At 61.9% G+C, this 22,288-nt stretch carries 25 protein-coding genes and 1 tRNA gene; 18 read left to right on the top strand and 8 right to left on the bottom strand.

Annotated elements, in window-relative coordinates; all coding sequences use genetic code 11:
* Positions 1-690 precede the first annotated feature (690 nt).
* The 4 genes from LOKVESSMR4R_RS11760 to LOKVESSMR4R_RS20785 all read left to right on the top strand — a co-directional run bounded on the left by LOKVESSMR4R_RS11760 (position 691) and on the right by LOKVESSMR4R_RS20785 (position 3,264).
* A complete protein-coding gene (locus tag LOKVESSMR4R_RS11760) occupies positions 691-1,896 on the top strand; it encodes a site-specific integrase (RefSeq protein ID WP_087208610.1) in 1,206 nt (401 codons plus the stop codon).
* 159 nt (positions 1,897-2,055) lie between these two features.
* Positions 2,056-2,331 carry a BrnT family toxin gene (locus LOKVESSMR4R_RS11755; RefSeq protein ID WP_087208608.1) on the top strand — a complete coding sequence of 92 codons (276 nt, stop codon included), beginning with the start codon at positions 2,056-2,058 and terminating at the stop codon, positions 2,329-2,331.
* A 73-nt stretch (positions 2,332-2,404) separates the two neighbouring features.
* On the top strand, positions 2,405-2,635 hold the full coding sequence (locus LOKVESSMR4R_RS11750) for a helix-turn-helix domain-containing protein (protein ID WP_237331774.1): 231 nt from the start codon (positions 2,405-2,407) through the stop codon (positions 2,633-2,635).
* Between the two features lie 332 nt (positions 2,636-2,967).
* Positions 2,968-3,264 carry an HGGxSTG domain-containing protein gene (locus tag LOKVESSMR4R_RS20785; RefSeq protein WP_420645889.1) on the top strand — a complete coding sequence of 99 codons (297 nt, stop codon included), beginning with the start codon at positions 2,968-2,970 and terminating at the stop codon, positions 3,262-3,264.
* 225 nt (positions 3,265-3,489) lie between these two features.
* On the opposite strand, the gene LOKVESSMR4R_RS11740 is transcribed toward LOKVESSMR4R_RS20785, so the two are convergent.
* The 3 genes from LOKVESSMR4R_RS11740 to LOKVESSMR4R_RS11730 form a co-directional block, all read right to left on the bottom strand.
* A tRNA-Arg gene (locus tag LOKVESSMR4R_RS11740) sits at positions 3,490-3,566 on the bottom strand.
* A 60-nt stretch (positions 3,567-3,626) separates the two neighbouring features.
* Positions 3,627-5,027 carry a sensor histidine kinase gene (locus tag LOKVESSMR4R_RS11735; RefSeq protein ID WP_087208604.1) on the bottom strand — a complete coding sequence of 467 codons (1,401 nt, stop codon included), beginning with the start codon at positions 5,025-5,027 and terminating at the stop codon, positions 3,627-3,629.
* A 15-nt stretch (positions 5,028-5,042) separates the two neighbouring features.
* The gene (locus LOKVESSMR4R_RS11730; RefSeq protein ID WP_087208602.1) at positions 5,043-6,461 is read right to left on the bottom strand and encodes a dihydrolipoyl dehydrogenase family protein; all 1,419 of its coding nucleotides are present in this window, start codon (positions 6,459-6,461) and stop codon (positions 5,043-5,045) included.
* A 311-nt stretch (positions 6,462-6,772) separates the two neighbouring features.
* Between LOKVESSMR4R_RS11730 and rpmH the strand changes: the two genes are divergently transcribed.
* From rpmH to yidD, 3 genes are read left to right on the top strand one after another with little or no spacing between them, the layout of a single operon-like run.
* Positions 6,773-6,907 (top strand): 50S ribosomal protein L34, encoded by a 135-nt coding sequence (rpmH, locus tag LOKVESSMR4R_RS11725; protein WP_007204042.1) that lies wholly within the window; start codon positions 6,773-6,775, stop codon positions 6,905-6,907.
* A 25-nt stretch (positions 6,908-6,932) separates the two neighbouring features.
* Positions 6,933-7,316, top strand: coding sequence for a ribonuclease P protein component (gene rnpA, locus LOKVESSMR4R_RS11720; protein WP_420645915.1), 384 nt, complete (start codon positions 6,933-6,935; stop codon positions 7,314-7,316).
* Positions 7,313-7,534, top strand: a complete 222-nt coding sequence (gene yidD / locus LOKVESSMR4R_RS11715; protein WP_087208598.1) for a membrane protein insertion efficiency factor YidD — start codon at positions 7,313-7,315, stop codon at positions 7,532-7,534. Before rnpA ends, yidD begins: the two co-directional genes overlap by 4 nt.
* A 55-nt stretch (positions 7,535-7,589) precedes the next feature.
* On the opposite strand, the gene LOKVESSMR4R_RS11710 is transcribed toward yidD, so the two are convergent.
* Positions 7,590-8,126 carry a DUF3833 family protein gene (locus LOKVESSMR4R_RS11710; protein ID WP_087213132.1) on the bottom strand — a complete coding sequence of 179 codons (537 nt, stop codon included), beginning with the start codon at positions 8,124-8,126 and terminating at the stop codon, positions 7,590-7,592.
* A gap of 90 nt (positions 8,127-8,216) precedes the next feature.
* Between LOKVESSMR4R_RS11710 and ttcA the strand changes: the two genes are divergently transcribed.
* The 5 genes from ttcA (at position 8,217) to LOKVESSMR4R_RS11685 (ending at position 13,576) form a co-directional block, all read left to right on the top strand.
* Entirely contained in the window at positions 8,217-9,068 is an 852-nt protein-coding gene (ttcA, locus tag LOKVESSMR4R_RS11705; protein ID WP_087208595.1) for a tRNA 2-thiocytidine(32) synthetase TtcA, read from the top strand.
* A gap of 145 nt (positions 9,069-9,213) precedes the next feature.
* Positions 9,214-10,749, top strand: coding sequence for a PstS family phosphate ABC transporter substrate-binding protein (locus tag LOKVESSMR4R_RS11700; protein WP_157898195.1), 1,536 nt, complete (start codon positions 9,214-9,216; stop codon positions 10,747-10,749).
* 99 nt (positions 10,750-10,848) lie between these two features.
* Entirely contained in the window at positions 10,849-11,757 is a 909-nt protein-coding gene (locus tag LOKVESSMR4R_RS11695) for an ROK family protein (protein ID WP_087208591.1), read from the top strand.
* Positions 11,750-12,895: an N-acetylglucosamine-6-phosphate deacetylase gene (locus LOKVESSMR4R_RS11690; protein ID WP_087208588.1), complete on the top strand. Its 1,146-nt coding sequence runs from the start codon at positions 11,750-11,752 to the stop codon at positions 12,893-12,895. The genes LOKVESSMR4R_RS11695 and LOKVESSMR4R_RS11690 overlap by 8 nt, the downstream gene beginning before the upstream one ends.
* 72 nt (positions 12,896-12,967) lie before the next feature.
* Entirely contained in the window at positions 12,968-13,576 is a 609-nt protein-coding gene (locus tag LOKVESSMR4R_RS11685; RefSeq protein ID WP_087208586.1) for a LolA family protein, read from the top strand.
* A gap of 25 nt (positions 13,577-13,601) precedes the next feature.
* Here LOKVESSMR4R_RS11685 and LOKVESSMR4R_RS11680 read toward each other — a convergent pair whose 3' ends face one another.
* On the bottom strand, positions 13,602-14,189 hold the full coding sequence (locus LOKVESSMR4R_RS11680; RefSeq protein ID WP_087213129.1) for a lytic transglycosylase: 588 nt from the start codon (positions 14,187-14,189) through the stop codon (positions 13,602-13,604).
* A 197-nt stretch (positions 14,190-14,386) separates the two neighbouring features.
* Here LOKVESSMR4R_RS11680 and hspQ point away from each other — a divergent pair, with 197 nt between their 5' ends.
* Together hspQ and yaaA are read left to right on the top strand one after the other, a co-directional pair.
* A complete protein-coding gene (gene hspQ, locus LOKVESSMR4R_RS11675; protein WP_087208585.1) occupies positions 14,387-14,713 on the top strand; it encodes a heat shock protein HspQ in 327 nt (108 codons plus the stop codon).
* Positions 14,714-14,785: 72 nt separating this feature from the next.
* Entirely contained in the window at positions 14,786-15,556 is a 771-nt protein-coding gene (yaaA, locus tag LOKVESSMR4R_RS11670; RefSeq protein WP_087208583.1) for a peroxide stress protein YaaA, read from the top strand.
* 16 nt (positions 15,557-15,572) lie between these two features.
* Here yaaA and LOKVESSMR4R_RS11665 read toward each other — a convergent pair whose 3' ends face one another.
* The 3 genes from LOKVESSMR4R_RS11665 to bktB form a co-directional block, all read right to left on the bottom strand.
* A complete protein-coding gene (locus LOKVESSMR4R_RS11665) occupies positions 15,573-15,899 on the bottom strand; it encodes a type II toxin-antitoxin system death-on-curing family toxin (RefSeq protein ID WP_157898194.1) in 327 nt (108 codons plus the stop codon).
* 52 nt (positions 15,900-15,951) lie between these two features.
* A complete protein-coding gene (locus LOKVESSMR4R_RS20165) occupies positions 15,952-16,155 on the bottom strand; it encodes a hypothetical protein (protein ID WP_157898193.1) in 204 nt (67 codons plus the stop codon).
* A gap of 222 nt (positions 16,156-16,377) precedes the next feature.
* Positions 16,378-17,553 (bottom strand): beta-ketothiolase BktB, encoded by a 1,176-nt coding sequence (gene bktB / locus LOKVESSMR4R_RS11660; RefSeq protein WP_087208579.1) that lies wholly within the window; start codon positions 17,551-17,553, stop codon positions 16,378-16,380.
* A gap of 128 nt (positions 17,554-17,681) precedes the next feature.
* Here bktB and LOKVESSMR4R_RS11655 point away from each other — a divergent pair, with 128 nt between their 5' ends.
* From LOKVESSMR4R_RS11655 to LOKVESSMR4R_RS11640, 4 genes are read left to right on the top strand one after another with little or no spacing between them, the layout of a single operon-like run.
* Positions 17,682-18,341: an ABC transporter ATP-binding protein gene (locus LOKVESSMR4R_RS11655; protein ID WP_087208577.1), complete on the top strand. Its 660-nt coding sequence runs from the start codon at positions 17,682-17,684 to the stop codon at positions 18,339-18,341.
* Complete coding sequence (locus tag LOKVESSMR4R_RS11650) at positions 18,338-20,719, top strand: ABC transporter permease (protein WP_087208575.1); 2,382 nt, start codon at positions 18,338-18,340, stop codon at positions 20,717-20,719. Before LOKVESSMR4R_RS11655 ends, LOKVESSMR4R_RS11650 begins: the two co-directional genes overlap by 4 nt.
* On the top strand, positions 20,709-21,734 hold the full coding sequence (locus LOKVESSMR4R_RS11645; RefSeq protein ID WP_087208573.1) for a lipocalin-like domain-containing protein: 1,026 nt from the start codon (positions 20,709-20,711) through the stop codon (positions 21,732-21,734). Before LOKVESSMR4R_RS11650 ends, LOKVESSMR4R_RS11645 begins: the two co-directional genes overlap by 11 nt.
* The gene (locus LOKVESSMR4R_RS11640) at positions 21,727-22,284 is read left to right on the top strand and encodes a pyridoxamine 5'-phosphate oxidase family protein (protein ID WP_087208571.1); all 558 of its coding nucleotides are present in this window, start codon (positions 21,727-21,729) and stop codon (positions 22,282-22,284) included. The genes LOKVESSMR4R_RS11645 and LOKVESSMR4R_RS11640 overlap by 8 nt, the downstream gene beginning before the upstream one ends.
* Positions 22,285-22,288: the final 4 nt, after the last annotated feature.

Here is a 22,288-nt window from a genome sequence, read left to right as displayed (position 1 = left end):
GAGCGTCCCAACAACATCGCCGCTACCAGCTGAATAAACCTTAAGCGTATCTGTGCCAGCGCCGCCATCCAGTTCATCAGCGGCAGAGGAGGTCTTAGCAGTCGCAGTATTGTCGGAAACAAACGTATCATCGCCAGCACCGCCTGTAAAAGCTGCACCCAGATCAACCCCTGTAGTGAGCGACCAAGCTCGGCAGTTTCAAAACTTCCGTATTATTTGGCACCGAGCAGTACCTAGACCCCCATGTTTCGTCGGACCTAATTTATACCTAGTCCATCTTCTGTGGTTTTAGGGTCTGTGTTCAGGCGTGGTATCCTCGATCACCTCATCCGTGGCCAGATCCGCAGACATTGCCGCTGCAATCAAATGCAGCTTGTCATCGGGCAGAGTGAGGCGCAGAGCGCCCTCTGTCGTCAGGTCAATCACCACGCCTGCGCGACGAATGCGCTTAATGCATCGTCTATATCTCCGCTGGATATGGATCTCGCGGTTGTCTCTGCACGCGCCAATTTGGACTTCGAGATGCCCATATCATGCGCAAAGGTGACCTGCGGAATACCTAATATTGACCTACCGGCCCTGAGGGCTGGGGCCAGCTTTGTGGTGTCATCGCGGCTTGGGTGAAGCGTTGGTGTCGCTTTTGGACTATTTGACCAATTATCTGATTTACCGCTTATTTGGAGGCCTCTTATGCCAAAAGCTAGACTCGACACCCGATTCCTATCCCACGCCTGCTGTCCAGACGGCAAACGCAAAGAGACATATTTCGATACGTCGATGAGAGGCCTCTGTTTGGAGGTTCGTGTCTCGGGTGGGCGGACGTTTTATCTGCGCTACCGCGACACCCGCGGCAAAACCCGCTATGCGAAACTGGCTGATGCACAGCATGTGACCTTGCCTCAGGCCCGCACGCTTTGTGACCGCATGCGCAACAAGATTGCCATGGGCATTGACCCTTTGGCTGAGAGGGCGGTCAAGCGGCAGGTCCCCACTTTTGCGGATTTTGCGCGGGACCGCTATATGCCGTTTTCGCAGGCGAATAAGCGGTCTTGGCAGACCGATGACACGTTGATCCGTACCCACCTTATTCCAGCTTTTGGCAGTAAGCATCTTGATGAAATCACCACTGAGGACGTTCTGACGATGCAGCAGGCGGGTTTGACAGCGGGGGCTGCGCCGGGCTCCGTTAACCGGCGGCTCATCTTGCTGCGGTACATGTTTAATCTCGCATGGCGCGATTGGAAGATCGCAGGCGTCACAGAAAACCCAACGCATGGCATCCGTCTGCTCAAGGAGAACAACAAGAAAGAGAGGTATGTCAGAGCAGAAGAAGTGAAACGACTTTATCACGAGGTCTGCAAATCTCAGAACACGATGCTTAAGCATATTGTCGCCTACCTGCTGCTAACAGGGGCACGGCGTAATGAGGCGCTGCATGCCACATGGCAGGATGTTGATCTGGTAAAGGGCATGTGGCGGATACCAGAGACTAAGTCCGGCTATGCGCGACATCTTCCCCTCAATGACGGTGCTATGGCGGTGCTGCAACAGGTGCAGGGGTGTTCGCGGTCACAATATATCTTTGGCAATCCAAAGACGGGGAAGCCTTATGTGCATGTCTTTTACGCCTGGAACACTGCGCGCAAAAAGGCAGGGCTGCCCGATGTCCGTCTGCATGACCTGCGCCATACATTGGCCAGCCTGCTGATCAACAACGGGCGGTCGATCTATGAGGTCCAAAAGCTGCTGGGCCATACGCAGATCAAGACGACGCAACGCTATGCACATCTGACGCAAGAAACCCTGCTGGATGCATCTAACATCGGCACAGCAGCGATGGCCGCCACGCTGGGGATGGGGTCACATGGCGATGTCATCCAAGGTCGGCTGTGCTGAACATCTAGCTGTGCACCCTGCAACGCTACCCTGAGAGCAGGTGGGCCGGGCAGAAATGTCCGGCCTGTTGTTATGAAGGGGTCTGGTCTATCGAATTAACAAGGCACGACACTGAGTAATCCCACTTGAACGAGGTCGTTCAATGGCCTACATCAAAGCATGGAGTTCGAATGGGACGATGATAAAAGTGAGGCATGCTTTCAGGAGCGCGGCTTTGACTTTGCTTATGCAACGCAAGTGTTCTTCGATCCAGGCCGGACTGTGTTGACCGATGACCGCATGATCTACGGGGAAGCCCGCTACCAAGTTTATGGCACCGTTACCGGACGGTTGTTCGTGGTGGTATTTACTCAACGCGGTGGACGGCTCAGGATTATCTCGGCGCGGAAGGCCAACCAAAGAGAGGTGAAACGATATGGGCGTTTACAAAACTGATGGCGCAGCCCCAGCAGGGCGTATTGATATCTCGCGGGTTGATGCCACCACTGAGGTGGAGATCAAGAGCCACATGCTTGAAGACGAGATGGCTGCGCTTGCCGACGCAGGCGATTACGCGCGCCAGATCCGAAGGCGGCTAGGCCTGACGCAGGTCCAATTGGCCACAAAGCTTGACGTACCCATCGACACCCTTCGGAATTGGGAGCAAGGCAAGCGCTACCCCACCGGCCCTGCAAAGGCGCTCCTCAAGATCTTGGACCGTGCGCCAGAGGCGGCCCTGGCAGCGCTGAACGGCGCGTAGCGGGGGGCGTTGGGGTCACACTGCCGATGTCATCTAAGGTCGGCTGTGCTGAGGCTGTGCACCCTGCAACGCGACCATTACCGCAGACGGGCTGGGCAAAAATGCGCGGCCTTCTTCGCGATCAAACATCCAACACTGGCCAACCATAGGCCTTCAGCTTCGCGTCATTGCTGAGAAGCACAAAGCCTTCAGCCATCGCCTGCGCCACAAGAATACCATAACGGCATCAGCATGTATGAGAGGTGGCTTGCAGTGGGCGGCTTAATGAAAGCTGACAAAGAATTTTGAAATATGGTATCGTGGGACGATTGTGCAGGCGGGAGCTCTGAGCCGTGACAGAACCCTTCATCACCAGTTTCGGCGCTGTAGCGGCGCGCTGTCAGGCCAAGAGCAAGCGCAGCGGTGTGCAGTGCCGCAAGCCTGCGGTGCGGGGCAAGACCGTGTGCCGGACGCATGGTGGCGCGTCCACAGGTCCGAAGACGCAGCAAGGCCGAGAACGTTGCGCACAGGCAAAGACAGTACACGGTTGGGAAACACGTGAGATCAGGCGTAAACGTGCAGAGAAGCTGAAAGATTTACATGCGCTTGAGGGGGTCATGCGTGCCCTTGGGATGACCCAGAGATCCTAACCAGTTCCGATCACAGCGTGACGGCCCGTCGTTTGTGCACAGTCATATGTACAGGCGGAAAGGGGGGTCTTGTTGTGTAAGGGGGGTACTACCTGGGTGGGGTCAGCCCTTGGGGCGGATTTTTGTGTTGGGGTGGGGGGCTGAAGCAAGCGCTCCTGCTATTGGGGAGCTGTTATGGTAACAGTTACCATGCACCACAAAAAATTAAATTAATTCAAGGGCTAATGGCGGACTGGGGAGGATTCGAACCCCCGACCCCTTGATTCGTAGTCAAGTACTCTATCCAACTGAGCTACCAATCCGCGTGAGGCTCGATTTAGACTCAGGGGCTGGATGATGCAAGGGCCAAAACGGATTTCTTGTCATTGTACGGCATCGGCCAGCGCAAGGTCGGCTTTGGGCAGCTGAATAACAAAGGTCGTGCCCTCTGCGCTGCTCTCTTGCAATTCCAGCCGGCCGCCATGGCCGCGCACCAGATCGGCCGCGATCACAAGGCCAAGACCTGCGCCGCCCTTGCGCACGCCGCCCTGGAACGGCTGGAACAGGTGTTCACGCGCCTTCTGGGGCATGCCGGGGCCGGTGTCGCGGATGATCAGCCGCCAGACCAGCTCATCCTCGTCGGCGCGCAGACCGATCTCGCCGGGCACGCCGGTGGCCATGATCGCCTGACGCGCATTGCGCACAAGGTTAAAGATCACCCGGTACAATTGTTCGCCATCCGCGCGCAGCGTCATGGTGGCGGGGATGTCTTCGGCAAAGGACAAAGGGTAATCGCCTGCGGCCAGTCTTTCGCTATCCACCACATCCTCGACGATGCGCGACAGGTTCACGCGGGTCAGCGCGGGGGCGGGTTCATCGACCCGGCCAAAGGCCAGCGTGGTTTCGCACAGGTTCACGGCGCGGGTGATGGAATTGACCAGCTTCGGCGCCATCCGCTTGACCAAAGGATCATCGGACCCGCCGATCCGGTCGGTGAACAATTGCGCCGAAGTCATGATATTGCGCAGATCATGGCTGACCTTGGCCACGGCGCCGCCCAGCTGTGCCAGCCGTTCCTTTTGCCGCAGCGCCGTGGTCAGCTGGGTCTGCATTGTCTGCAAGGCGACTTCGGCGTCGCGCAATTCGCGCAGGCTGGCGCGGGGCGTGATGATCTGGCGCGCATCCTCGGGGGCCTTGGCATAGCTTTGCATATGCGCCACCACGCCCTTGATCGGCCGCACCAGCAGGATCTGCACCGCCAGGAACAGCAAGCCCGCCGTCATCACCGAAATAAAGGCTGACAGAATCAGGATATTGCGCCCGTAATCGCGCATCGCCAGCTGCATCGGGCGTTCATCCATCGTGATCTCGATCAGCTGGCCACCGTCGCGCACCGGATGGCCGATCACGCGGATGATCCGCTCCTCGGGCTGGACCAGCGTGCGCAATGCATCCGCGACCAGTGTAAACCCGGATGGCGCGCGCATGTCATAGGTCGCCGCCACCGGCGCGGGCAGTTTAGAGGATAGCGCCAATTGCCGAATCTGGTCGCGGCGCAACACGACATTGTAGATTTCGGCGTTTTCCAGCAGCTCTGCCTCGAGCGCGGGGCTGATCATCGCATCGACCTCGACCGCCAGGGACGCGATCTGCGCGCGTTCCAGCCGGGCGAGCAGATAATCCTCGCGGAACCGCGCGACAGAGGGCACGAAGATAAAGATTTCCGCGATCATCACGAAGATGATTGTCAGGATCAGAAATCGCCCTGAAAGAGAATTGGCCATCGTCCCTCGCTGAGGTCAGGGCAGCCAGCGCTGCACCAGACCGACAACCCGCTTTACCTTGGGGTTTTCAAAAAGTCTTGGGCTAAAATAAGCACCTGCCGCGCGTTTGTTAACCTCGCTGACTGTGGGATAAGGCAGGACGGTCTGTGCGATGGCGGACATTTTCATCCCGTTGGCGATGGCCATGGCCCAGAGGCCGATCAATTCGCCCGCCATATGCCCTGCCATCGACACACCGACGGGGCGGCCTTTGACCACCATCACCTTGATCAGCCCCTTGGTCTTGCGTTCGGCAATCAGGCGGTCGTTGTGGTGGAACGCGAAGCGCACGACTTCCAGCTTTGGCCCGTGTTTCTTGCGGGCCTGCGCCTCTGTCAGGCCGACCTGCGCCAGTTCGGGGTCGGTATAGGATGTCCAGGGGATATGGTCGGTCCGCTGCTTGGAGGGCAGCGCAAACAGCAGCGACCGGATCAGCACGCTGGCGTGATAGCCCGCGACATGGGTGAATTGCAGCCCGCCTGCCACGTCACCGGCGGCATAAACCCGCCGATTGGTCACGGACCGCAGGTCAGCCCCGACCTTGAGGCCCTTGCGGTCATAGGCGATGCCGCCTTTGTCCAGATCCAGCCTGTCTATATTGACCTTGCGCCCCACCGCGATCAGCAGATGGCTGCCGGTCACATCGCCCTTGGGGGTGTGCACGGTGATCTTGCCATCCGACTGGCTGATCTTTTCGGCCTGCGCGTCCTCTATAATCACCACGCCTTCGTCGCGCAGGCTATCAAGCACGATGGCCGCGGTTTCGGGGTCGTCCTTGCCAAAGGCCTTGGCGCCTTCGATCACGGTCACGTCACAGCCCAGCCGCCGGTGCGCCTGCGCCAGTTCCATCCCGATCGGCCCGCCGCCGATGATGATCAGGTGATCGGGTTTGTCGCGCAGATCAAAGATGGTCTCATTGGTGTGATAAGGCACATCCGCCAACCCGGGGATTGGTGGCACCAGCGGGCCGGACCCTGTCGCCACGACGAAACGACGCGCGGTGATGATCGTGTCGCCGGCCTGCACTTGGGTTGGCGAGATAAAGCGCCCGTAGTCCTGAATGACATGCACGCCCAGCCCTGTGAACCGCTCTACGCTATCGACGGGCGCGATGGTGGCGATGACATCGGCCACATGGTCCTTGGCGGCGGCGTAATCGACCTGCGCCTCTGTCGCGCCAATCCCCAAAGGCGCGCCATGCCCCATCGCATGCGCCTGCTTGGCCGAGGCGATCAGCGCCTTGGACGGCACGCAGCCGTAATTCAGGCAATCGCCGCCCATCTTATGCCCTTCGATCAGCACGACCTTTGCCCCCATCTGCACCGCCCCCGCCGCGACCGAAAGCCCGCCAGAGCCCGCGCCGATGATGCAGATATCCGTTGTGATCCGGTTCATGGGTCATCGTCCTTTCTTGCGACACAGGGCCAAGACCGCGATACGATCAGCGGACCGCCTGCAGATATGGCCAGCGGGATGCCCGCCCACCGCTTGATGGCCTGTTGCGGGCGGCGGGGCTAGCCACCTCACGCGGCATTGATGCAAAGCGGGGTGATGTTTCAATCTGCAGCCCAGAAAGTTGGGTGAACTTGCCGACTTGCCCCGCAAGCGCGTTGACAGCATCCCATGCCACCTCTAAGGAGCAGGTCTGACATGTAATACGGCTTCGAATCCCGGTCGGGATTTGGCCACCAACCGGAGGACACGCGATGAAGCGTACGTTCCAACCATCCAACCGGGTTCGCAAGAACCGTCACGGCTTTCGCGCGCGCATGGCGACAAAAGCAGGTCGCAAGATCCTGAACGCCCGGCGCGCCAAAGGCCGCGCAAAGCTGAGCGCGTAAGCGCTCTTCTTTCGTCTTGAGCGTTTTGAAACCGCCGGCAGAGCCTGACACGGGCGCTCCGGCGGTTTGCGTTTGTCTGACAACCCTGACCAAGCGCGCCGATTTCCTGCGGGCGGCCCAGGCGCTGCGTCAAGGCACCCCCGGTATCCATTTGCAGGCCCGCAAACGCGCGCCGGGCGAGGCGTCGGGCATCCGCGTCGGATATACCTGTTCCAAAAAGGTCGGTAATGCGGTGGCCCGCAACCGCGCCAAACGCCGCCTGCGCGATGTCGCGCGGCTGGTCTTGCCCGAGCAGGGCCGTGATGGCTGGGATTATGTGCTGGTCGGACGCCATGATGTGACCGCCTCTTTGCCGTTTGACGCCTTGGTTGCAGATCTGCGGCGCGCCTTGCGAAAGATCCATGCATGACACCCTTTGCCTATCTGTTAGCGCTGCCAGTTCGCGCCTATCGGCTGCTCTTTTCACCCTGGGTCGGCCATAATTGCCGCTATCAGCCGACCTGTTCGGCCTATGCGCTGGAAGCCTTGGAAAAACACGGCGCGATCAAGGGCGGTTGGCTCGCATTCCGCCGCATCCTGCGCTGCCATCCCTGGGGGCGCAGCGGGATAGACAACGTCCCGGAGTGAAGATTTTTTGTCAAAAAATCTTCGCGCCCCCAAGAAATTTTGACAAAATTTCTTGTCACAACTTCTCGAACGCGATTATGACCTGGCCGATATGCACCCCGAAGCGGCTGACATAGGCCACATTCAGCAAGCGGTCATCGGCCAGCAGCCACATCCAGTCATCAAAACGCACCCGCAGCGTCTCTGTTGGCCCATCCGCAGAGGGCACCGGCAGGGCGATCTCATATTGCCAATTGAACCGGTCGCCTTGTTCCTGCCCGGTCGCGCGGCCAATCACACCGGGGGCGGTCCCTTCCCAGCTGTCTGCGCCGGTTTTGACCAATGTCCAGATGCGCTGTTCGGTCGATCCGTCCTCATAGACGAAATCCTCCACCAGCCGCAGCCGGTCGCCGTCCCAATCGCCCGCGATGGTGACGACAAAACTGCGGCGCATTGTGCCAAGAATGTCCTGAAACTGGCCATAGGCCACCAGATCGCCGTCAAAGAATTCCTCCAGGTTCAATTGCCGGTCGCTCAGGGCGGGATCATTGAACGAGGGCTTGCCGGTGCAGGCGGCCAGAAACATCAGGGCGGCAAGGGCGATCAGGCGCATCATTCTTCACTCCGGCTTTTTGGTGATACGTCCCAGGTGCCGGGTCGGATGCCTCTAGGCAGGCGGGCCGCGATCTGGCATAGCGCGGCTATGCTGGATGAAACCGAAATACACCCGCTGTTCGCAGGCGCGCCGAGCACGACAGAGTTCAAGAAGCTCCGCAAACGGATCGTGCGTCAGACGCGCGAAGCGATCGAGCAGTACGGGATGATCGCGCGCCCTGCCGATGGGACTAGGCCGAAATGGCTGGTTTGCCTGTCGGGGGGCAAGGACAGCTATACCCTTTTGGCGGTGCTTCATGAACTCAAATGGCGCGGCCTCTTGCCGGTCGATCTGCTGGCCTGCAATCTTGATCAAGGCCAGCCCGGCTTTCCTGCCACGGTGCTGCCCGAATTCCTGGCGCGGATGGGCGTGCCGCACCGGATCGAATATCAGGACACCTATTCCATCGTGATGGACAAGATCCCCGCCGGTCGCACCTTTTGTGCGCTGTGTTCACGGCTGCGGCGCGGCAACCTTTACCGTGTCGCCCGCGAAGAAGGCTGTTCGGCAATCGTGCTGGGCCATCACCGCGACGACATTCTGGAAACATTCTTCATGAACCTGTTCCACGGTGGCCGGCTCGCGACGATGCCGCCGAAACTGGTCAATGAAGAAGGCGATCTGTTCGTCTACCGCCCGCTGGCCCATGTCGCCGAAATCGATTGCGAGAAATTCGCGCAGGCCATGCAATATCCGATCATCCCCTGTGATCTATGCGGGTCGCAAGACGGGTTGCAACGCCAGCAGGTCAAGCAGATCCTGGATGGCTGGGAACGCAACAGCCCCGGGCGCAGGCAGGTGATGTTCCGGGCGTTGATGAATGCGCGGCCCTCGCATCTGCTGGACCCCAAGCTGTTTGATTTTGCCGGGCTGACGCTGGCGGGCTTGCCCAAGGATTGACCCGCCCGGCGGCTGGATCGACTCTGCGCGCGCATCCCTGCCGCAATTGAGCGCGGATCATCCAAATTTTGCCAAATTTGGCTGCTTTGCTGACGGCAGGGTGACGCGCCGCAGGTTGCGCCTTGCCCGCCGACAGGAGCAAGTGATGACATCGCTGAAAAGACTGGCGACCGCATTGGCATGTTGTTGCGCGCCGAGCATGCTGATCGGGCAGGCCGTCGAATTGCGCTCGTCGGATGATTTCATCAGCGTCGCAGGCGAGATCACCGGCTTTGACGGCACCATGGTCACGATCCGGTCCAGTGTCGGCCCCGTCAGCCTGCCCGCATCTGCCGTGATCTGCTATGGTCCGGGCTGTGCCGCGGTTCTGGCTGATAACAGCTTTGGGCTGACAGCCGCCGCTTTTGCCGATGTGATGCCCGATGCAGCCCCTGCGACCGACAGCTTGCCCGAGGCTCTGACAATCGGATTTGCAAGGCCGGTCTACGAAAGTCTCTATCGCCATCTGACCACGGCCTTTGCGGCCTCTGACCCGGCTGATCTGACGGTGGATCTTGCACCGGCAACCGGCACAGGGCCGACAGATGTGTTTTTGGGGCCTGCCTCGCTTTTGGGCCGGGCCGAGCAAGTCTATGCAGCCCCGATTGACTGGGCCATGGCCAGCGCGCCGCCTGCGCAGATGGTCGCCTTGCGGGCCTTTGCAATCATTGCGTCGCCCGATGTGGGGGTCGCATCGATCCGGATCGCCGATCTGGCCGCGATCTATGCGGGCGAGGTGACAAACTGGTCGCAGATCGGCGGGGCGGAAATTGATGTGCTGCCCTTGCAATTGCCCGCGACATCCGCACTGCGTGATGCCTTTATCGCTGCCGTCATGGACCCTGCGGATAAGGTGATCGCGGATGATATCCTGACGATGGCCGATGAAGACAGTATCGCCGCAGCGATCAACGGTTTTGCGGGCAGCATCAGCATTGTCGCCTTTGGCAATGCCGGACCGGCCAAGATGCTGTCGGTTGCAGGCGCGTGCGGCGTTGCGGTCCTGCCCAATGATTTCACCATCGCATCGGGGGATTACCCGTTGCTGGGCCCGGTGATCGCGCGGATCGACAGGCCTGCCGCAACATCATTGCCTGCGCGTCTGTTCGATTTCGCCACATCGGATGCAGCGCAAAAACTGATCGCGCCCGAGGGCTTTGTCAGTCACGCGGCCCTGCGCCAAAGCGCGGTAGAGCGTAACATCCGGCTGACCGGCCTGCTGACCGGCACAGCGCCCCCCGAGGACCGGCCTGTCGCCGCCCAGATGTATCAGGCCCTGTTTGCGGCGACACGTCTGAGCCCCACCATGTCAGGCGGGCCGGCCAGCGCGGTCGAAGGCGCATGGAACCGTGCGATGATGGGCAATCTGGCGCAGATCTTGGCCGCGCCCGATTTCGCCGGGCGACAGGTCATTTTCGCGGGCTTTGGCAATAGCGATGCTGGCGGCGCGGATGCGGTGGAGCGTTCAGCCGCGGCGGCAGAGGCGATGGCGGCAGCCTTTGCCGCTTTTGCCCCTGATCTGCTGGCTGGCAATGATCTGACGCTGACCGCGCTGGGGTTTGGCGACCTGTCGCAGGCCAGCTGCGCTCGGGGGCAGGTCGCGGGGCCTGCCCATAGCCGGATCGAAATCTGGGTGAAATAGCAAAGTGGCACGGGATGCAGGCCGCGCTTGCCGGGCGGTCGGCTTTGCGGCATCACTCGTGGTCATGAATGCTGATATGCTTTGCAAAGGTTTGGGCCGATGATGGCGCTGGGCCTCGATCTGGGTGGCACCAAGATTGAGGCGCAGGTCTTTGCCGATGATTGGCAGCTACAGGGGCGCAGGCGGGTGGCCACGCCGCGCAGCTATGCGGATCTGCTGGATGCGCTGGCGGATATGGTCAGCTGGGCGGATCATCTGGCCGCCGGGCCGGTCAGCGTCGGCATTGGCGCGGCGGGCGCGGTCAATCCGCGCGATGGACGCGTGCTGGCGGCAAATCTGGTGGCGGATGGCCAGCTTCTGCCGGCGGATCTGGTGGCGCGGCTGGGGCGGCCTGTCAGCTATCTTAATGACAGCCATGCGCTGGCCCTGTCCGAGGCGGTCTTTGGCGCGGGCCAGCCTTTTGCATCTGTCTTTGCGCTGGTGCTTGGCACCGGTATTGGCGGCGGTCATGTGCGCGACGGGCGGCTGCAAAGCGGGTTTTCCGGCCTTGGCGGCGAGGTGGGCCATCTGTCTGCGCCCGCCCATCTGGTGCAGGCGCATGGGTTGCCGGTGGTTGATTGCGCCTGTGGGCGGCGCGGCTGTATCGAGACGCTGATCAGCGGCGCAGGCCTTAGCCGGATGGCCCAAGCGCTGACCGGCGAAAGGCGCAGCGCGCCGCAGATCATCGCCGCGCGCAAGGATGATGCGCGCATGGCGCAGCTCTGGCAGGTCTGGTGCGCGCTGGCGGCTGAACTTGTGCAGACACTGGTGCTGACGCTTGACCCTGATTGCATCCTGCTGGGCGGGGGGCTGTCGGATATTGCTGGCGTGGTCGATGATCTGACCCGCGCGGTGGCTTTGGCGCAATTCGATGGCTTTGATTGTCCTGTTATCCTGCGCGCCACGGGCGGGGCGGCCAGCGGTGCGCGCGGGGCGGCCTATGCCGCATGGCAGGTGGCGCATGGCTGAGGAATGGATCATCCCGACGCAGCTGTTCGACAATGGCCGCTTGCAATCGGGGATGGCGGTGCATGTCGCGGCGGGGCGGGTTACTGATCTGTGTGCCGCGCGTGCCGTGCCCGCAGATGTGGCGCGGCGGGCCGTCGCGGGGGTCCTGACCCCCGGCTTTGTCGATCTGCAAGTCAATGGCGGTGGCGGTGTCCTGCTGAACCAAGCGCCGAGCGCTGCGGGGCTGATGCAGATTGCCGCGGCGCATCGGCGGTTTGGCACCGTGGCGATGATGCCCACGGTGATCACCGATGCGCCTGCGGTGCTGGACAAGGTCGCAACGGCGGTGATCGCGCAACAGGCGCTGGGCGGGCAGGGCAGGCTGGGCGCGCTGCATATCGAAGGCCCCCATATCGCCGCCGCGCGTCGCGGCACCCATGCCGCCGCATATCTGCGCCCCTTGGATGATGCCATGTTGCAGATCCTGCACCGGTTGCGCGATGCCGATGTGACCGTGATGATCACCCTCGCGCCCGAGATGGTGACGCCAAACCAGATCGCGGCGCTGGTCGATCTGGGGGTGATCGTGTCGCTGGGGCATTCAGAGGCGACGGCCGCGCAGGCCGATGCCGCCTTTGCCGCAGGGGCGCAATCGGTCACGCATCTTTACAATGCGATGTCGCAGCTGCAGGGGCGCGCACCCGGTCTGGTGGGGGCTGCGATCAATAGCGCGGCCTATCTTGGCATCATCTGCGACGGGGTGCATGTCGATGATGCGATGGTGGCGCTGGCCTGTCGCGCGCGGCCTGTCGCGGGGCGCATGGTGCTGGTCTCGGATGCGATGCCGACCGTGGGCGGGCCGGATCATTTTGACCTTTACGGCCAGCGGATCGCGCTGCGCGATGGCCGGCTTGTCAATGCCGAGGGCAATCTGGCAGGGGCGCATAGCACCATGCTCTGGGGGGTGCAGCGCTTGGTCGGCCGGGTCGGGCTGGGGCTGGAACAGGCGCTGCATATGGCGATCAGCGCGCCTGCGGCCTTGCTGGGCCAACCGCATCTGGGGCGCATCACGGGGCGGCGCATCGAAGATCTGGTCTTGCTCGATGACGCGCTTGCGCTGCAGCCGCTATCTGCCAACAGCGGGCATGATATCGCCTAGCAGCGGCAGAGCTGCTGTTGTGGCCGATATCCAGAGGGTGCAAAAGCCCTGCATGCAACATAGGTATGGCATATGAAAACGCGCATTCTATCTTTCTTGATGATCCTCGCCCTGTCGGCCCATGCAGGCAGTGTCGCGGCGCAGGCGCTCAGCCTGTCGCAGATTTCCGATTACCTGAACCAATTGCAGACCGCGCAGGGCGGGTTCACCCAGATCAATGGGGATGGGACGCTGTCCACCGGCCAGATCTATATCAAAAGGCCCGGCCGGATCCGGTTTGAATATAACCCGCCCCAGCAATCGCTGGTCCTGGCCAGCGGCGGGCAATTGGCGATTTTCGATCCGCGCGCGAATACCGGGCCGGACAGATATCCGCTGAACCAGACCCCGCTGCATATCATCTTGCAGCGCAATGTGGATCTGACGACCGCGCGGATGGTCACCAATGCCGTCTCTGATGGGACCACGACAACGGTGACCGTGCAGGACCCCGCCAATCCGCAATATGGCAATATCCAGTTGGTTTTCACCGCCAATCCGGTCGCGCTGCGCCAATGGATCATCACCGATGATCTGGGCAATCAGACCACGATGGTGCTGAACGAGCTGACGACAGGCACAACGATCGGCGATATCATGTTCAATATCTCTGCCGAAATGCGCAAGCGCGGGCTTGATTAAACCCCGCGCGGCGCGCGGCGCGCGGTCAGCGTCTGCGGCAGGCGCGCAATTGCGCATCATACATGACGGCGCGGGAATCCACCTCGCCGGCGATGCGGATCAGCCAGGACTTGGACCGCCAGGTGCCGCGCAGATAGCCCTGCCGCCCGTCGTGATAGGCCAGATATTGGTTGCGCGTATCATAAAGCGGCACCCCGGTTTCCGCCACGGTCTTGGTCATGTACCAGCCCATGAAATCGGTCGCATCGCGGATATTGTCGCGCCGCGCGCGCGATCCGCCACCATCGCGCTGGTATTCGCGCCATGTGCCGTCCAGCGCCTGGCTATAGCCCAAAGCCGAGGATTGCCGCCCGATCGGGATCACCCCCAGCGCATAGGTGTGCGGCGGGCGGATATTGCCGATGAATTTGCTTTCCTGATACATCATCGCCATCATCGTCGGCACGGGCACGCCGTGTTTGCGCTCTGCCGCCTGGAATGCACGGAAATAATGCGGCCGCTCGCGCGCGATGCTGCATGCGTCATCAAGATTGCGCGGCGCCGAAAAATTCCCCGAGCCGCCGCAGCTGCCCAGAAAGATCAAGAGTGCCAGTGCGCGGAGATATCTGCTCATTCGCCCGTCGCCATGTTTTGTTTTGTCCACCATAGCGTGCCCGGACCGATCTGCAAATGCCTAAGGCGGCCCAAGGGCATCATATTTTCACTGCAAATCTGCAAAAAGCCGCCAAAAGGCGCCCGTGCCGTGACCTGTCGTCAGCCGTGGACTCTGGCGGGCAAAAACCCATATACAGATGTGAAAGGGCCGCAATCATGCTGAAAAAGCACGCAAAATATCATCTCGGACAGATCGTCCGCCACCGCAAACATCCGTTTCGCGGGGTGATCTTCGATGTGGACGCCATGTTCGCCAATACCGATGAATGGTATAACGCCATCCCCGAAGACAGCAGACCGCTGAAGGATCAGCCGTTTTATCACCTGCTGGCCGAGAATGAGCAGAGCTTTTATGTCGCCTATGTCTCTGAACAGAACCTTGTCGCGGATCATTCGGGTGAACCGATCGACCATCCTGATCTGGACGATATGTTCGGCCCGTTCGAGGATGGGCATTACCCGTTGCAGCTGCAACTGAACTGATCTGCGGCGGCCGGTGCTGGTCATCGCGCGCAGGCATGTTACATCCTTGCGCAAAGTCGAAAGGATGCCGTGATGCTTGTTGTGATTTCCCCCGCCAAATCGCTGGATATGACCCCGGTGCAGATCGCTGCCACCGCCCCCGCATTTCAGGATGATGCGCTGCGCTTGGCGAAAACCGCGCGTGGCCTAAGCTTGGGTGATCTGAAAAGCCTGATGGCGATTTCGGATGATCTGGCCCGGCTGAACCGCGACCGTTTCAAGGCCTTCGCGGCGGACCCTGCGGATGATGCGGTGAAACCCGCAGCCCTGGCCTTTAACGGCGACACCTATCAGGGGCTGGAGGCGAAAACGCTGTCCGCCGATGATCTGCATTGGGCGCAGGACCATCTGGGCATCCTGTCGGGGCTTTACGGCCTGTTGCGCCCGCTGGACGCAATCCAGCCCTATCGCCTGGAAATGGGCAGCAAGCTGAAAACCCGGCGCGGTGCGTCGCTTTACGAGTATTGGGGCGATACGATTGCCAAGGCGCTGAATGCGCGCGCCGCCGATGTTGGCACGGATACGCTGGTCAATTGCGCCAGTCAGGAATATTTCGGCGCGGTGGATCGCAAGGCGCTGAACCTGCGGGTGATCACCCCCAGTTTCATGGAAATCAAAGACGACAAGCCCCGCATCGTCAGCTTTTTCGCCAAACGCGCGCGCGGCGCCATGGCCCGGTTCATCGTGGAAAACCGCCTGACGGAGGCGGAGGGCATCAAGCATTTCACCAGCGGCGGCTATGCCTATGACGCGGATCTGTCCGAGGGGGATACGTGGGTGTTTGTGCGGGATTATCCGGCCTAGGGGCTGTTTATCATCTCTAATCCAACCGCAGCGTGCGTTCTTTCAAGAATTGTTCAAGCTGTGCTTGGGTCATCTCTCCGGTGACGACATTGACAACCACATCGTCCCACCGATCCGTTTCGCGCGTTTGCAACCAATAGTGGCTGCGTTCGTAAAGCAAGAATAACATCAAGAGGGACGTGCGTTTGTTCCCATCGGCAAACCCATGCGCTGTGGCAATGCCGTGTAAAAGGGCTGCGCCCTTGGTCCATATTCTTTTGTGATAGCCATGGTAGGGACGCCCCAACGCACCCAGCAGTGTCGAAACGTCATGTGCGCCATGATGTCCGCCGAACTCTTCCACACAGACACTATTGGCGTAGACTGCGTCGGCCAGTGTGACGCGGTAGTGCCGCCTACCTATCGGCAAGCCGCTTGAGCGCGTCCCTATGCGTAGTGACGCTGCGGGCGATGACCTTTCCTGAAGTGTTGGTCACATTCAACGATTTTGTTAGAGATCGCTGGGTTAGAGCGCTGGCCGCAATACTCTTTGCACCATGTTTACCATTTGAGGTGGTAAGAACTTTTCCAGCAACAGAGGGAGTTGTTTTCGATTTCATGGTTTCATCCTGAGGTGTGTAAGACTTGTACACTATTGCTGCAAAAATCAAGTTTTTCCTATTACAGCGGTCGTATGTCGATGCAACACTTTACCGTTGGAAAACGTGCAGATCCTCCGCATACCTATTGGCTCCTTTGTCATAAAGCCAAAAACCACACCAGAACGACTGGGCTAGCTCGGCGCTATACCGTCACTACATCACCCTGCTACCCAGTCACACCTAAACACGTTCAATCGCCAGCGCGATACCTTGACCGCCGCCGATGCACATGGTGATCAGCGCGCGTTTGCCGCCGGTGCGGTCCAGCGCGTACATCGCCTTGACAGTGATGATTGCGCCTGTCGCGCCGACAGGATGGCCCAGCGCAATCGCGCCGCCGTTGGGGTTCACGCGTGCAGGGTCAAGGCCCAGTTCCTTGCTGACAGCCAGCGCTTGGGCGGCAAAGGCCTCGTTCGATTCGATCACGTCGAAATCATCCGCCGCCAGCCCGGTTTTTTCCAGCAGCGCGCGCACGGCGGGGACGGGGCCGATGCCCATCACCTCGGGGCGCACACCGGCATGGGCATAGCCCAGAATGCGAAAGCGCGGGGTCAGGCCCGCCGCCTGCGCCGCATCCGCGCGCGCCAGCACGATGGCCGCCGCCCCGTCATTCAGGCCCGATGCATTGCCTGCCGTGACGCTGCCATCCTTCTGGAACACAGGGCGCAGGGCGGCCAGCGCGGCGGCGGTGGTGGGTTTGGGGTGTTCGTCGCGGATGAAATCGACCGTCTCGCGCTTGCTGCGGAGCTGCACCGGCGTGATCTGGCTGTCGAAATAGCCCGCCGCGATGGCCGCTGCCGCGCGCTCTTGGCTTTGCAGGGCAAAGGCGTCCATCGCGTCGCGGCTGATCCCGTATTCGCTTGCGACATTTTCCGCCGTGATCCCCATATGGCCGGTGCCAAAGGGACAATTCAGCGCGCCCAGCATCATATCCTGCGTGCGGATATCGCCCATCTTGGCGCCCCAGCGCTGGTCGGTGATGATGAAGGGCGAGCGGCTCATATTCTCGGACCCGCCGGCAAGGCCGAAATCGGCGTCCCCCAGCATCAGCGATTGCGCGACGGAAATGATCGCCTGCACACCGGACCCGCACAGCCGGTTCACGTTCATCGCAGGCACGCTGTCGGGGATGCCCGCCTGCATGGCGGCGACACGGCTGACATACATGTCACGCGGTTCGGTATTGATGACATGGCCAAAGGCGACATGGCCGATCTGGTCGCCCGCGACACCCGAGCGTTCCAGCGCGGCCTTGGCCACGACCGCGCCCAGTTCAATCGGCGTGGTGCCCGCCAGCGCGCCGCCGAAAGTGCCGATGGCGGTGCGTGCGCCGCCCAGAATGACGATCTCGGTCATGGATGCCTCCGTTATGCCTGCGGCAAGCTTAGCGCAACAGCGCCCGCGCAAAAGCCCGAACGTCGCGGCACGGCCGAAATCCGGGATGCGGGCGTTTCCTTTGGCCTTGCGCGTGTTAATTCAGGGGCATGACCCTTTTGTGCGTTGAAAACCTGTCCAAGACCTATGCGAGCGCTGATGGCCCTTTTGCCGTGCTGCGCGGTGTCAGCCTGACGCTGGGGCCGGGCGAAAGCCTTGCGCTGACCGGCGAATCGGGCAGTGGCAAAAGCACGCTGCTGCATCTGATCGGCGGGCTGGACCGCGCGGATGCGGGGCGGATCATGCTGGATGGACAGGATATCGCGCGCCTTGATGACGCAGGCCGCGCGGCCTTGCGGCGCGGCACGGTCGGCGTGGTGTTCCAGCAATTCAACCTGATCCCCAGCCTGAAAATCGCCGATAACATCGCGTTTCAGGCGCGGTTGGCGGGGCGGTATGATCCGGCATGGTGCGCGACCCTGGCTGATCGGATGGGGCTGGCGGATCATCTGCGCAAATATCCCGAACACTTATCCGGCGGTCAGCAACAGCGCGTCGCCATCGCCCGCACGCTGGCCCCGCGCCCCAAATTGGTGCTGGCGGATGAACCGACCGGCAATCTGGACGAGACCACCGCCGCCACCGTGATGGCGCTGCTGCTGGAACTGGTGGCCGAGACTGGCGCGGGCCTTTTGATGGTCACCCATTCGCAGGTCTTGGCCGCCCGTCTGCAACGCCGCCTGCATCTGCGCGCGGGTCAGCTGGCATGACGCGCGCGGCCTTTGCAGCGCTTTTGTCGCATTGGGCGCGCAATCCGGTGCAATTATTCACCCTGCTGGCAGGGCTGGCGCTGGCGACGGGCCTGTGGTCCGGGGTGCAGGCGATCAATGCCGAGGCGCGCGCCAGCTATGATGCCGCCGCCAATACGCTGGACGAGGGCCGCTATGACCGGCTGGTCGCGCGCGATGGTGCGGCTTTTGGGCAGGATGTTTTCGTGACACTCCGCCGCGCGGGCTGGCTGGTCAGCCCGATGCTGTCGGGCGATCTGGACGCTGTGCGCCTGATCGGGATCGACGTGTTAAGCGCGCCTGCGGGCATGGGGCCGGTCACTTTGGACGGTGAAGTGAACCTTGGCGCCTTTCTGACAGGCGGCAATCAGGTCTTTGCCAATGCCGCAACCGCGCGCAAGCTGTCCGGTGTCGAGGTGCTGATCGCGCCCGATCTGGCCGATGACACGGCCATCGCCGATATCGGCACGGCGCAAGGATTGCTGGGGCGGCAGGGGCTGATCGACAGCCTGCTGGTGCTGCCCGACCAACCCCGCGACCTGCCGTCCTTGGCGCAGATCGCGCCTGACTTGACCCTGCAAGCCGCGCAAGGCGGCAGTGACATCGCGGGGCTGACCGAAAGTTTCCATCTGAACCTGACCGCCTTTGGTCTTTTGTCCTTTGCCGTGGGCATTTTCATCGTGCATGGCGCGATTGGGCTGGCGTTTGAACAACGCCGCGGCATGGTGCGCATTTTGCGCGCGCTGGGCCTGCCGCTGCACCGGCTGATCGGGCTGATGCTGGCGGAACTCTTGGTCTTTGCGCTGGTCGCGGGCGTGATCGGGGTCGCCTTGGGCTATGTGATCGCCGCATTGCTACTGCCCGATGTGGCCGCAACCTTGCGCGGGCTTTACGGGGCGGAGGTGGCGGGCAATCTGCAATTGCGGCCCGTGTGGTGGCTGTCGGGATTGGGGATCGCCTTGGCGGGGACCTTGCTGGCGGGCGGATCGGCTTTGTGGGGGATCGCGCGGATGCCGCTGCTGGCTGCGGCGCAACCGCGCGCGCTGGCCATGGCGGCGGGGCGGCGGGCGCGGTGGCAGATGGGGGCGGCGCTGGTGCTGCTGGCCGTGGCCTTGGTGCTGGGCTTCAACGCGGATGGGTTGGTCACGGGCTTTGCCTTGCTGGGAAGCTTGCTGATTGGCGCAGCCCTTGCCTTGCCGCCGGTGCTGAACGCGGTTTTGGCCTTTGCCAGCGGATGTGCGCGCAGCGTCACCGCGCAATGGTTCTGGGCCGACACGCGCCAGCAATTGCCGGGCCTGTCGCTGGCGCTGATGGCCTTGATGCTGGCGATTGCGGCCAATATCGGCGTGTCCACCATGGTGTCGAGCTTTCGGCTGACCTTCACCGGCTTTCTGGATCAGCGCCTCGCGGCCGAGCTTTATATCAGCACCGATAGCGCTGCACAGACCGCCGCCTTGGTCGCCTTTGCCGAAGATGCGGGGGCCGCCGTGCTGCCAATCCAATCCGCCGATGTGCAGATCGTGGGCCAACCGGCCGAGGTGTTCGGCACCCGCGACCATGCCACTTACCGCGACAATTGGCGGTTCCTGCAAAGCACGCCCGCTGCATGGGACGCGACCTTTGCGGGGCAGGCAGTGGTGATCAATGAACAATTGGCGCGGCGGGGGGCGCTGGACCTTGGTGATATGGTAGCCATCGGCAGCCTGACCCTGCCGGTCGCGGGCATTTACGGCGATTACGGCAATCCTATCGGGCAGGTCGTGCTGGCCGAGGATGCCTTTGCGCAGCAATTCCCGATGGTCGAGGCGCGCCAGTTCGGCCTGCGCGTGGCGGGTGATCCGGCGGATTTCGTCGCGGATCTGACCGAGGCGACAGGGATCGGCGCAGGCCAGACCATCGACCAGGCGGGGATCAAGGCGCTGTCGCTCGCGATTTTCGAGCGCACCTTTACCGTCACCACCGCGCTGAATATCCTGACGCTGGCGGTCGCGGGTTTCGCCATTCTGATGAGCCTGCTGACCCTAGCCGCGATGCGGGTGCCGCAACTGGCCCCCGCTTGGGCCATGGGCATGACGCGGGCCGCGCTGGGGCGGCTGGAACTGTTGCGCGCGGTGATGCTGGCGGTGCTGACGGCGGCGCTGGCGCTGCCTTTGGGCCTTGCGCTGGCTTGGGTTCTGCTGGCGGTCGTGAATGTCGCGGCCTTTGGCTGGCAATTGCCGATGTATCTGTTCCCGCTGGATTACGCACGTTTGGGCGGGTTCGCGCTGCTGGCTGCTGTGCTGGCGGCAGGCTGGCCCGCATGGCGGCTGGCGCGCACGCCGCCCGGTGATCTGCTAAAGGTTTTTGCCAATGAACGCTAAAGCACTGATCCTGTGCCTGCTGCCCCTGTCCGCATCGGCCCAAGGCTTCGCCGGGCTGGGGACGGAAGTGGACGGCTTTTCCACCCCCGCCCCTGACCCCGTGTTCGATTTCCCCGCCGATCACGGCGCGCATCCCGATTACCGGATCGAATGGTGGTATCTGACCGCCAATCTGGAGGATGAAAACGGCACGCCCTACGGGTTGCAATGGACCCTGTTCCGCTCCGCGCTTGCACCCTACGAGGCGGATGGCTGGGACAGCCCGCAGCTATGGATGGGTCATGCGGCGGTGACAACCGAGACCGACCATTTCGTCGCCGAACGGCTGGCGCGCGGCGGGATCGGGCAGGCGGGTGTGAGGGCCGCGCCGTTCAGCGCCTGGATCGACGATTGGGCGCTGGAAGGCGATTGGCAGTCCATGCAGATGCGCGCGACGGGTGCGGATTTCGGCTATGACATGGCGCTGACCGCGACCGGCCCTTTGGTGTTCCACGGCGATGGCGGCTATTCGGTCAAATCGGCGGCGGGGCAGGCGTCCTATTATTATTCCCAGCCGTTTTTCGAGATTGCAGGCAGCTTGCACCTGCCGACGGGCGATGTGCAGGTGACAGGCAGCGCATGGCTGGACCGGGAATGGTCGTCGCAGCCTTTGGCGAATAACCAGACCGGCTGGGACTGGTTTTCGCTGTCGTTTGATGACGGGGCCAAGCTGATGGGTTTCCGCCTGCAACAGACGGATGGGATGCATTACACCTCGGCCACATGGATCACGGCGGAGGGGCAAACCACGGCCTATCCCGACGGGGCCTTGCAGGTGGAACCGCTGATGAGCAATGCGGCGGGCGTGCCGGTCCATTGGCGTTTGACCTTGCCTGTGCGCGGGGTCGATGTGACGGTGCAGGCGCTGAATGATGATGCATGGATGACGACCTCTGTTCCATATTGGGAGGGGCCGGTCACCTTTGCGGGCAGCCACCAAGGGCGCGGCTATCTGGAGATGACAGGCTATGACTGATTGGTTCACCACGCTTGACGGGCTGCGGGGGCGCGCTTGGGCGATGCTGGCGCGCGGCGTGGCCGATGCGCGTCATCCCTGCCGCTTGCCCACCGTCTGCACCACCAACCCCGATGGCTGGCCCGAGGCGCGCACGATGGTGCTGCGATCCGCCGATCAGGGCGCGGCGGTGGTCACGCTGCATACCGATCTGCAATCGACCAAGCTGGCCAGCCTGCAGGCCAATCCGCGCGTGGCGCTGCATGTCTGGCTGCGCCCGCAAGCCTTGCAGATCAGATTGCAGGCCGAGGTGACGGTGCAAAGCGGGGCCGATGTCCGCGCGCTTTGGGACAAGATCCCCGATCATGCGCAGCAAAGCTATGGCGTGACCCCGCCCCCCGGTGCGCCCATCGGGTCGGCGCTGGATTATGTCAAACAGCCCGACCCCGCGACCTTTGCCGTTTTGTCCTGCCGTGTGATGCAGATCGACCTTGTGCATCTGGGCGAGCAGCACCGCCGCGCGGCCTATGCGCGCGGCGATGATTGGGCGGGGCAATGGCTGGCGCCGTGATGGC

Origin of the sequence: Yoonia vestfoldensis, from assembly GCF_002158905.1 — a bacterium.
Taxonomy (GTDB): domain Bacteria; phylum Pseudomonadota; class Alphaproteobacteria; order Rhodobacterales; family Rhodobacteraceae; genus Yoonia; species Yoonia vestfoldensis_B.
This window is presented reverse-complemented; position numbering and strand designations above follow the sequence as displayed.